Consider the following 1,110-nt stretch of genomic DNA (forward strand, 5'->3'; position numbering starts at 1 on the left):
GGCCACCCCCATGAGCCGGCCGGCCGGCTCATGGGGGTGGCCCGCCGGGCCCTGGGGCTGGGGCTGCCGCCCGCGCTGGTGCTGGGCTGGCACAACGTGCTCACCCGCCGTGTGCGCACCCTGGCCACGGTGGGACGGCTGGCTCTGCCGCTGCTGCTGATCGTGGTGGCGATGAGCGCGTGGACGACGATCGACCGCTTCCACAGCAGGCCGGAGGAGCTGGGGCTGCCGACCGCGCTGACCGTCCGCGCGGACAGCGGCCTGAACGACGAGGACACGCGGGCGCTGCTGGCGCGCGAGCGGGGGGTCGCCGCCGTCTACCCCGGGGTGGAGGTGGCCGCGCTCGTCCCCGGCCAGACGGCCACGATCGCCCTGCGGGGCCTGGGCACCCACGAGGACCCCTACCCGTACGCCCTGGCCGAGGGCCGCCGCGCCGACGGCCCCGACGAGGCGGTGGCCGGTCAGGGCCTGCTGGACCTGCTCGACGTGCGGGTGGGCGACTGGGTCCGGATGACGGTGGGCGACCAGCCGCAGATCCTGCACATCGTGGGCCGCAGCATCGAGCCGGAGAACGCCGGCCGGGTCATCTCGACGTCCCTGGACACCCTGCGCGAGAACGACCCGGGCCTGCGCCCCACGCTGTACCAGCTCCGTCTGTCCCCGGACGCGGACCGCGACTCGGTCGCGAAGTCCCTGCTCACCGCGGGGGACGGGCACCTGGACGTGCACGCCGTGACCAACCCGGCCGACGGTCTGTCCCCGCTGCGCGCGGTCGTCGCCGGGCTGATCTGCGTGCTGGCCCTCATCGGCCTCATCGAGCTGCTGACGGCGATCGGCGGCACGATCCGCGAGGGCGAACGGGATCTTCTGGCCCTGAAGGCCATCGGCCTCTCCCCCCGCCAGATCACCGCGATCACGGTCACGGCCACCAGTTGCACGGCCCTGGCGGCCGTGGTGGCCGGCACGGCCGTCGGCCTCCCCCTCGCCCACTGGCTGGTCAACGCCCAGGGCCGCTCGAGCGGTCTCGGCACCGGTATCGCGGCGGGCCCCTCCCCTCTGCTCCTGCTGCTGTTCGCCGTGGCCGCGGTGGCGGGCGCGGCAGCCCTGTCC

Annotated in this window: 1 protein-coding gene; it reads left to right on the forward strand. The window is 75.3% G+C overall.

Going from position 1 to position 1,110, the window contains the following annotated elements; genetic code table 11:
• Positions 1 to 1,110, forward strand: a 1,110-nt coding sequence (locus C1I97_RS37665) for an ABC transporter permease (RefSeq protein ID WP_146608447.1), incomplete at both ends; no start/stop codon positions are given.

It is taken from the genome of Streptomyces sp. NTH33, assembly GCF_003236365.1.
Classification (GTDB): Bacteria; Actinomycetota; Actinomycetes; order Streptomycetales; family Streptomycetaceae; genus Streptomyces.